The sequence below is a fragment of the Cellulomonas endophytica genome, from assembly GCF_004123805.1.
GTDB classification, from domain to species: Bacteria; Actinomycetota; Actinomycetes; order Actinomycetales; family Cellulomonadaceae; genus Cellulomonas; species Cellulomonas endophytica.
The window spans coordinates 1-8,961 of record NZ_RWJX01000108.1 but is presented as its reverse complement, the minus strand read 5'-3'; the positions used below and the strand labels follow the sequence as shown (position 1 = coordinate 8,961).

Annotated in this window: 10 protein-coding genes and 1 pseudogene; 10 read left to right on the top strand and 1 reads right to left on the bottom strand. The window is 78.6% G+C overall.

All coding sequences use genetic code 11. The features are described 5' to 3' along the window. The 9 genes from EJA20_RS18880 to EJA20_RS17305 form a co-directional block, all read left to right on the top strand. On the top strand, positions 1-1,188 hold a 1,188-nt coding region (locus EJA20_RS18880), incomplete at its 5' end, for a DUF6297 family protein (protein ID WP_164984047.1). Next, positions 1,185-1,904 carry an RsmD family RNA methyltransferase gene (locus EJA20_RS17340; protein ID WP_420836451.1) on the top strand — a complete coding sequence of 240 codons (720 nt, stop codon included), beginning with the start codon at positions 1,185-1,187 and terminating at the stop codon, positions 1,902-1,904. The genes EJA20_RS18880 and EJA20_RS17340, both read left to right, overlap by 4 nt. Positions 1,905-1,913: 9 nt before the next feature. Further along, a complete protein-coding gene (coaD, locus tag EJA20_RS17335) occupies positions 1,914-2,486 on the top strand; it encodes a pantetheine-phosphate adenylyltransferase (protein ID WP_129339777.1) in 573 nt (190 codons plus the stop codon). Continuing rightward, positions 2,483-3,043: an ATP synthase subunit B family protein gene (locus EJA20_RS17330; RefSeq protein ID WP_240675614.1), complete on the top strand. Its 561-nt coding sequence runs from the start codon at positions 2,483-2,485 to the stop codon at positions 3,041-3,043. The genes coaD and EJA20_RS17330 overlap by 4 nt, the downstream gene beginning before the upstream one ends. Positions 3,044-3,133: 90 nt before the next feature. Further along, positions 3,134-3,721: a YceD family protein gene (locus EJA20_RS17325; protein ID WP_129339776.1), complete on the top strand. Its 588-nt coding sequence runs from the start codon at positions 3,134-3,136 to the stop codon at positions 3,719-3,721. Between the two features lie 2 nt (positions 3,722-3,723). Beyond that, the gene (gene rpmF / locus EJA20_RS17320) at positions 3,724-3,921 is read left to right on the top strand and encodes a 50S ribosomal protein L32 (RefSeq protein ID WP_129339775.1); all 198 of its coding nucleotides are present in this window, start codon (positions 3,724-3,726) and stop codon (positions 3,919-3,921) included. 10 nt (positions 3,922-3,931) lie between these two features. Then, a complete protein-coding gene (gene rnc, locus EJA20_RS17315; protein WP_129339774.1) occupies positions 3,932-4,747 on the top strand; it encodes a ribonuclease III in 816 nt (271 codons plus the stop codon). Position 4,748: 1 nt separating this feature from the next. Continuing rightward, positions 4,749-5,768, top strand: coding sequence for a bifunctional DNA-formamidopyrimidine glycosylase/DNA-(apurinic or apyrimidinic site) lyase (mutM, locus tag EJA20_RS17310; RefSeq protein ID WP_129339773.1), 1,020 nt, complete (start codon positions 4,749-4,751; stop codon positions 5,766-5,768). Between the two features lie 54 nt (positions 5,769-5,822). Then, a complete protein-coding gene (locus EJA20_RS17305; protein WP_129339779.1) occupies positions 5,823-6,449 on the top strand; it encodes a response regulator in 627 nt (208 codons plus the stop codon). Positions 6,450-6,468: 19 nt separating this feature from the next. Here the strand turns inward: EJA20_RS17305 and EJA20_RS17300 are convergent, their stop codons facing one another. Then, the gene (locus EJA20_RS17300) at positions 6,469-8,274 is read right to left on the bottom strand and encodes a sensor histidine kinase (protein ID WP_338068844.1); all 1,806 of its coding nucleotides are present in this window, start codon (positions 8,272-8,274) and stop codon (positions 6,469-6,471) included. A 418-nt stretch (positions 8,275-8,692) separates the two neighbouring features. Between EJA20_RS17300 and EJA20_RS19200 the strand changes: the two are divergent. Beyond that, positions 8,693-8,961, top strand: a pseudogene (locus EJA20_RS19200) (hypothetical protein); the annotation flags it as partial.

Genomic DNA, 8,961 nt, shown 5'->3' with positions numbered 1-8,961 from the left:
GCCGGCCTCGTCCTGGCGGCGGCGGCGGCGCAGACCGCGGGCGCGGGTCGCCGGCCCACCGCGCGCGCGGGCTCCGCGCTCCTGGTCGCGGCGCCCCTCGTCGCGCTCGCCGCGGTGCTCGCGGACGTCCGCCTGTCGACCCTGCCCGCGCCGGCGTGGCCCGTCCTGGCCGGGCTCGCCCTCGTCGTCGGCGCCCTCGCGCTGCTCGTCGACCGGCGCCTGGACCGGCTGCCCGGGCGCTCCGTGCGCGAGAGCGGGTCCCTGACGTCCCAGGCCGTCGGGGCGGTGGTGTCCCTCGACTCCCGCGAGCTCGGGCGGGTGCTCACGGACGGCGGCACGCCCGCGCGCCGCCGGCGGTGGACCCGGTTCCGGACCGCCCGGGGCCCGGCGACCGCGCTCGTCACCGCGGACCTCGTCGTGCTGCGCCGCTCCCCGCGGCACCTGCTCCAGCTCGCCGTCACCGCGGCCGTGCCGCCCCTCGTCGCGCTCGTCCCGCAGCTGTCCGGCACGGCGGGCACGGTGCTCGCCCTCGTGGGCGCCGGGCTGCTCGCGACGAGCGCCACCGGTGAGGGTGCGCGCCGGGCGGAGATGGCCCCCGTGCTCGACCGGCTGCTGCCCCTCGCGGCGGGCCGGGTGCGCGCCCTGCGGCTCGTCGTGCCCGCGCTGGTCCTCCTGCCGTGGGCGCTCGTGGCCTTCGGCGGCCTGGGGCTCGTCCTGGGCGACCCCGGGCCCTGGCTGCTGCTCGGCGCGGCGACGACGCCCGTGTGGGCCGCCGCGGCGGTGCGCGGCGCGTACCGGCCGTCGCCGGACTGGGGCGGGGCGCTCGTGGCCACGCCCGCCGGGGCGCTGCCGACGGGGGTCGCGTCCGTCGTCGCGCGCGGGCCCGACGTCGTCCTCGTCGGCCTGCTGCCCGTGCTCGTCACGCTCCTGCTCGGGACCGTCCACCCCGCGGCGGTCGCCGTGCAGCTCGGCCTCGGCGCGGTCGCCCTGCGGGTGGCGGCGTCCACGGCCACCGGCACCCTGGTCGAGCGGCTCGAGCGGCTCTCGGGGGCGCCGGCGGGCGACGGCCCCGGCGGGACCGCCCCGCCCGCCGGGCCCGTGCGTCCGCCGGGGTCCGGTGGTCCCGCGGGCGCCGGCGGACGCCCCCCGGCCGGCGGCCCGGCGCGCGTGGCCGGGACGGCACCGTGACGCGGCTCGTCGCCGGCTCGGCCGGCGGCCGCACCCTGCGGGTCCCGGCGAAGGGCACCCGTCCCACGAGCGAGCGCGTCCGCGAGGCCCTGTTCTCGCGGCTCGAGCACCTCGGCGTCGTCCGGGACGCGCGCGTGCTCGACCTGTACGCCGGGTCCGGCGCCCTCGGCCTCGAGGCCGCCAGCCGGGGTGCCGCGGCGGTGGTCCTCGTCGAGGCGGCGCGGGCGGCGGCGGACGTGTGCCGGACCAACGTGGCCGCCACGGGCCTGGGGGCGCGCGTGCGCGTCGTCGCCGACCGCGCCGAGCGCTTCGTCCTCGCGCCGCCGCCGGCGCCGTGGGACCTCGTCCTGGTGGACCCGCCGTACGACCTGGCCGAGGACGTCCTCGGCGGCGTGCTCGCGGCGGTCGGCCGGTCGCTGGCGCCGGCGGCCGTCGTGCTCGTCGAGCGGTCGTCGCGGACGCCCGAGCCGACGTGGGGACCGGGCCTGGTGCGCTTCGACGAGCGCCTCTACGGCGACACGCGCGTGTGGTTCGCCGAACCCGCGGAGCCGCCGGCCGGCAGGCCCGACGACACGCCCGACGACGGGCCCGACGACGATCCCGACGACGGGCCCGCCGGCACGTCCGCCGGGCCGTCCGCCGGACCGGCGGGGGAGACGCCCGCGCGGGGGGCCGAGGGGGCGTCCGCGGCCGTGCCGCGCCGGGCCGGGGACTAGGGTCGGCGCGTGCGCACCGCCGTCTGCCCCGGCTCCTTCGACCCGGTCACGCTCGGCCACGTGGACGTGTTCCGGCGCGCACGGGCGATGTTCGACGAGGTCGTCGTGGTCGTCGCCCGCAACTCCGCCAAGAGCCCGCTGCTGTCCGCGGGCGAGCGCGTGCGCCTGTGCGAGGCGGCCGTCGCCGACCTCGACGGCGTCCGCGTCGAGGCGTCCGACGGGCTCCTCGCCGAGCACGTCGCCGGGCTCGGGGCGGCCGCGGTGGTCAAGGGGCTGCGGGGCGGGGCCGACCTCGACGCCGAGCTGCCGATGGCCCTCATGAACCGGCACCTGTCGGGCGTCGACACGGTCTTCGTCGTCGGTGACACCCGCCTGGCGCACGTGGCCTCCTCGCTCGTCAAGGACGTGGCGCGGCACGGCGGGCGGGTCGACGACCTCGTCCCGCCCGGCGTCGCCGACGCCGTCCGCCGGGCGCTCGAGCGGCGGGACGGCCCGTCGGGCCCACCGGCCGGCAGCACGGACGGCAGCACGGACGGCAGCACGGACGGCAGCACCCACGAGGCACGGGAGGGCAGGGCGTGAGCACCACGGAGGGGACGTGGCCGACGGCTCCGGGGGACGGGCCGGACCGGCGTCGTCCGGAGGGGCTGACGGGCGTGCTCGACGCGCTCGCGACGGCGGTGCGGGGCGCGCGGTCGATGCCGATGTCCTCCAGCGTGCTGGTCAACCGCGCGGAGCTGCTGGACCTCGTCGAGCAGGCGCTCGAGATCCTGCCCCGCCAGCTCACGGAGGCCGACGAGGTGCTCGCCGGCGCCGAGCGGGCCCGCGCGCAGGCCCAGGCGGAGGCCGACGTCCTCCTCGAGCGGGCGCGCGCGCAGGCGGCCGAGCTCGTCTCGGAGGAGGCCGTCGTGGTGGAGGCCCGCCGGGAGGCGGAGCGGCTGGTCGAGGCCGCGCGGGCCCAGGGCGAGGCGCTGCGCCGCGACGCGGACGACTGGTGCGACCGCCGACTGGCCGACTTCGAGATCGACGTCCAGCGCGTCCTCGCCCAGGTGCAGGCGGGCCGGACGAAGCTGGCCGGGCGTCTCGTCGACCCCGTCCCGGGCGCGTCCGACGGCGACGGCGCGGCGGACCCCGCCTGATTTGGGCCGCCGGACCGGCGTGCCGTAGAGTGGCCCGCTGGTCCAGCCGTCCTGGCGTCGGGCCGATCATCTGACGAGGGGGAACCGGTCGTGTCGCGCCCTGTCCACCTCGATCCTCGCTCGCCCCTCGTGCTCGAGACGCTCGAGCTCGGGAGACGTCCAGGATCGACGCGGACCGTGACCCGCACGGTGCCCGCCCCGGCAGATCTCGGCACCGCCGTCATCGGCATCCCCGAGGGGTCGGACCTCGAGCTGGACCTCCGGCTCGAGGCCGTCATGGAGGGGGTCCTGGTCACCGGATCCGTCCGGGGCCGGGCGGTCGGGGAGTGCGCACGGTGCCTCACGGAGGTCGTCGACGAGGTCGACGCCCCCCTGCAGGAGCTGTACGTCTACCCCGAGCGCGCGGCGGCCGCCGTCGAGGCGGGCGACGACGACGAGGACGTGCGCGAGCTGGAGGGCGACCTGGTCGGCCTCGAGCCCGCGCTGCGGGACGCGGTGGTCACCGTGCTGCCGTTCCGCCCCCTGTGCACCCCGGACTGCCCGGGGCTGTGCGTGGAGTGCGGGGCGCGGCTGGCGGACGACCCGGACCACGCGCACGAGACGACGGACCCGCGCTGGGCGGCCCTGCAGGGGCTGCTCGGGGCACCGAGCACGCACGACGACGAGAGAGAAGGCTGACCGTGGCTGTTCCGAAGCGCAAGATGTCGCGCAGCAACACCCGTGCGCGTCGGTCGCAGTGGAAGACCACTGCCACCACGCTCCACACCTGCCCCGCGTGCCGCGCGGACAAGATGCCCCACACGGCGTGCCCGACGTGCGGCGTCTACAACGGCCGGCAGTACGCCGCCGCCGTGCGCACCGAGTTCGAGGCTCGCTGACCCTCCGCAGGTGACGCGCGCCCGACGCGGCACCGCCGGGGCGGCCCAGCCGCCCTCGTCGGACGCCGCCGCACAGCTTCTCGAGCAGCTCGGGGCCCCCGTGGACCCCGAGCTGCTCGTGCTGGCGCTCACGCACCGGTCGTTCGCCCACGAGGCGGGCGGCATCCCGACGAACGAGCGCCTCGAGTTCCTCGGGGACACCGTGCTCGGGCTCGTGGTGACCGAGGCGCTCTACCGCGACCACCCCGGCGAGCCCGAGGGCGCCCTCGCGAAGATGCGGGCCGCCACGGTCTCGCAGCGCGCGCTGGCGGCCGTGGCCCGGCGCCTGGACCTGGGGTCGTACCTCCTCCTCGGCCGGGGCGAGCTCACCACGGGCGGTGCGGACAAGGACTCGATCCTGTCCGACACCGTCGAGGCGCTCATCGGCGCGGTCTACCTCCAGCACGGCCTCGAGACGGCGCGCACCACGGTGCTCGGCCTCGTCGGGCCGACGCTGGCCGCCGCGGCGGACCTCGGCGCGGGCCTGGACTGGAAGACGTCCCTGCAGGAGCTCGCCGCCGCCCGCGAGCTCGGCGCACCCGTCTACGAGGTGGACGCGACCGGCCCCGACCACGCGCGGGTCTTCACCGCCCGGGCGGTGGTCGGCGGGGCCGTCCGCGGCACCGGCACGGGACCCGCGAAGAAGATCGCGGAGCAGGAGGCCGCGGCCGCGGCCCACGGGCTGCTGTCCGCCGAGGGCGCACCGGACGCCGGGGACGCCGACGCCGCCTCCCTGCCCGCGGACGCCGGCCCCGACGGTCCCGGGCGCCCCGCCGCCGCCCGCTGACGTGCCGGAGCTGCCCGAGGTCGAGACGGTCCGCGCCGGCCTCGCCGAGCACGTGCTCGGCCGCACCGTGCGCGAGGTCGAGGTGCGGCGCCCGTACTCCGTGCGCCGCCACGTGGCCGGCCCGCAGGACCTCGCCGGGCGCCTGGCCGGGCGTCGTCTGCTCGCCGCGGTCCGGCGGGGCAAGTTCCTCTGGCTCCCGCTCGACGAGCCGCGGGCGGCCGACGACGACGGGGCCGTCGGGACGGGCGACCCGGCCCCCGCGGAGGCGCTGCTGGCCCACCTCGGCATGAGCGGCCAGCTGCTCGTCCGCACGGACGGGACGGAGGCGCGCGCGGGCGCCGACCACCCCCACCTGCGGGTGCGGCTGCACCTGGACGGCGGCGGCGCGCTGGACTTCGTCGACCAGCGGACCTTCGGCCACCTGAGCATGGTCGACCTCGACCCCACGGCCGACGGCCGGCCCGGCGGGCGCGGGGCGCCGTGGGCCGTCGTGCCGGGGCCCGTCGGCCACGTGGCGCGCGACCTGCTCGACCCCGACCTCGACGTCGAGGCCGTCGTCCGGCGGCTGCGGGCCCGGCGGACAGGCGTCAAGCGTGCGCTGCTGGACCAGACGCTCGTCTCCGGCGTCGGCAACATCTACGCCGACGAGGCGCTGTGGCGCGCCCGGCTGCACGGCGACCGCCCGACGCAGGCCCTGCGCCGCGCCGACGCGCTCACGCTCCTGGCGGCCGCGCGCGAGGTCATGACGGAGGCCCTCGCGCAGGGCGGCACGAGCTTCGACGCGCTCTACGTCAACGTCAACGGCCGCTCGGGCTACTTCGACCGGTCCCTGGCGGTGTACGGCCAGGAGGGCCGGCCGTGCCCGCGCTGCGGGACGCCGGTGCGCCGGGAGGAGTTCGCCAACCGGTCGTCGTTCTCCTGCCCCCGCTGCCAGCCGCGCCCGCGCGCCCGTCGCCCCGTCGCCCTGCCGCCCCGCCGCCCCGCGGGCGCGTCCCCGCGGCCCGCGGCGGCCGCTGGCTAGGATCGCGGCGTGGCTGCGACGACCCCTGGGACCTCCGCCGGACCGATCTCCGTGATGATCGTGGACGACCACGAGGTGGTGCGCCGCGGCATCGCGGAGGTCGTGGAGCGCGCGGAGGGGATGACCGTCGTCGCCGAGGCCGGCACCGTCGCGGACGGCGTGCGCCGCGCCGGCCTCGTGAAGCCGCAGGTGCTCCTCGTCGACCTGCAGCTCCCCGACGGGACCGGCATCGACCTGCTGGGCCAGGTGCGCGCGACGCTGCCCGACGTGCGGGCCGTGGTCCTCACGTCCTTCGACGACGACGACGCGGTCGCCGCCGCCCTCGAGGCGGGGGCTTCGGCCTACCTGCTCAAGAGCGTGCGGGGCGCGGAGATCACCGACGTGGTCCGGGCCGTCGCGGCGGGCCGCACCCTGCTCGACGAGCGCACGGTGACTCGGCGCCGCGCCGGCCACGACGACCCCACGGAGGACCTCACGCCGAGCGAGCTGCGCGTGCTCGACCTCATCGGCGAGGGGCTGTCCAACCGGGAGATCGGCGAGCGGCTGGGGGTCGCGGAGAAGACCGTCAAGAACCACATCACGTCGCTGCTGGCGAAGATGGGGCTGCAGCGGCGCACGCAGGTGGCGGCATGGGTGGCCTCGCGCAAGCACAGCGGCTGGCGCGCCGAGCCCGGCCACTGAGACCCGGGCGTCCGCGCGCTCAGGTCAGCGGGGCCGACCAGGCCAGGAGCGTCCCCCGTCCGTCCGGCGGCGTGCCGAGCGCGAAGGTGCCGCCGCGCTGGCGGGCGCGCGTCGCGAGGTTCCCCGTGCCGGAGCGGCGGTCGCGGTGCTCCGGCAGCCCCGTCCCGTCGTCCTGCACCTCGACGAGCACGGACCCCGTCGGCGCGGTCCCGCGCACGCCCAGCCGCACCGTCACCGACGAGGCCTGCGCGTGCCGGGCGGCGTTGGCCAGGCCCTCCCGGACCACGGCGACGACGTCGTCCGTCAGGGCCGGGTCGAGGCGCTCGTCGAGCCGGTCGGCCTCCACGTCGTCGAGCGAGGACAGCACGACGCCGTCGAGCTCCATGACGACGGACGGGGCGAAGCCCAACCCCGTGCGCGCCAGGGAGGCCTCGCGGCGCAGGCGCTCGGTCGCGCCCGTCGCGGCGTCGGGGTCGCGCAGCGCGTGCACCACGCGCCGGATCTCGCGCACGGAGCCGTCGACGTTGTCGAGGGCCTCCTCGACGATCGACAGCAGCTCGGCGGGGTCGACGCCCCGCGCGACGCGCCGCCGGACGGTCTCGAGCTGCATGCCCGTGGCGAAGAGCTGCTGGATCGCCATGTCGTGCAGGTCGCGGGCGATCCGCTCGCGCTCGTCGAGGAGCGCCGCGACGTCCTGCGCGTGCCGGGCCTCCGCGAGCACGTAGGCCAGCGCCGCCTGGGCGGCGAAGGACTCCGCGGTGGCGAGGTCCTCGTCCTCGAAGGGCTCCCGTCCCACCCGCCGCAGCAGGATGAGGACGCCGACGCCGCGACCGGTCGTCTGCAGGGGTGCGAACATCGCGGGGCCGAACGCGCGCATCAGCGGGTTCCGCACGGTCCGGGACGCCGACAGCGACGGGGTCAGGAGCCCCCTGCCCTCCGTCATGACGGTCCACGCCCGCCCGCCGGGCGGCATGACGGCGCCGACCAGCTCGTCGGCGCGGCTGCCGTCCGCGAGCTCGACGACGAGCTCCCCGCCCAGGCCCGGCAGCGCCAGCGCGGCGGTGTCGGCGTCCGCGACGAGCCGCGCCCGGGACGCGATGTGCTCGAGGGCCTCCTCCTCGTCGAGCCCCTCGAGGAGCATCGTGGTGATCTCCTGGCCGGCCCGGACCCAGTGCTCGCGGCGCTCGGCCTCGCCGTACAGGCGGGCGTTCGCGACGGCGACGCCGGCGGCGGCGGCCAGCGCGACGACCACCTCCTCGTCGGCGGCGGTGAAGGGGCCGCCCTCGCGCTCGGACAGGTAGAGCTGGCCGAAGACGCGCTCGCCGATCCGGACGGACGCGCCGAGGAAGGAGCCCATCGGCGGGTGGGCGGCGGGGAAGCCGCGGAACGCCGGGTGCTCGCGCAGGTCGTCCAGCCGCAGGACGCCCTGCGCGGGGATCTGGCCGAGGACGCCGTGGGCGTGCGGCGCCGTGCCGAGCACCCGCGCCAGCGCGGTGGGGATGCCCGTGTAGGCGAAGGTCGTCGACGCCCCGTGCGGGTCGAGCACGTTGAGCGCGCCGTACCGGGCGCGGGTCATCGTCGCGCTGACCTGGACGAGGCGGCTGAGGACCGCGGGCAGGTCGAGCTCGCCGGCGATCGAGAGGATCGCCTGCAGGAGGTCCTTGAGCGGGTCGCCCGTGACGAGGTCCGGCCGCACGTCGACGGGGTAGAACTGGCCGCGCACGACGCCGGCGTCCGGACGCCCGTCCGCGCCGTCCGCGCCGTGCGTCCGCCCCTCGGGCCGCCCGGTCCCGCCGGTCCCGGCCCGCGCTCCCGTCGTCGTCACCGCGTCCCCACCCCTCCCGCCGGCGCCCCGTCCGGCGCCGCCGCCGCGCCCGGGCGTGCGCCCCACGGTAGCCCCGGCCGCGTCCCGGGCGGCCCCCTCGGACGGCGTCGGAGGCCGGCGGGTCGCGAGGTCCCCGGCCGCCCGGGACCGCTGTGCGATACTGCTCGCGGCGAGGGCCGTGCCACACCACGTGCCCGGACCCTTGAGCCCGACGCTGCCAGCACCTCGTGCGCACCAGCCGCCGCCCGTCCGGCGCCCGTCCGGTCCCACAGGACCCCCCGGGCGTGCCGACCGGCAGGCGATGGTCCCGACCTGGCACCCGGGCCACGACCGACGACTTCTCGTCGCCGCGAGGACCGCGGCGGACGACGACCGCAGGGCGGGGGGTGTGGCTCCCGGCCCGCCAGGAGCACCCCGAGTGACCTCGACGAGCACCCCCGACGACGCAGCCGTGACGACGCCCGGGGGTGACGCGCCCGCCGCCCCGGCGCCGCGCCGCCGCCGTGCGACCCGGACGGCCGGCGCCGGCACCACCCCCACGACCCCGGCCGACGGCGGCACCCCCGCCACGGCCCCGGAGGCTCCCGCGGCCGCCGACGACCCCGCACCGGTCGACCCCGACGCCGCGGCGCCGGCGAAGCCGGTCCGCGCCCGCCGGACCCGCCGCGCGACCAGCGCACCGGCCGC

Bases quoted from the DNA above. Each gene is read 5' to 3' on its own strand.
- EJA20_RS17305 (WP_129339779.1), top strand. From the start codon at position 5,823: ATGATCGTGGACGACCACGAGGTGGTGCGCCGCGGCATCGCGGAGGTC.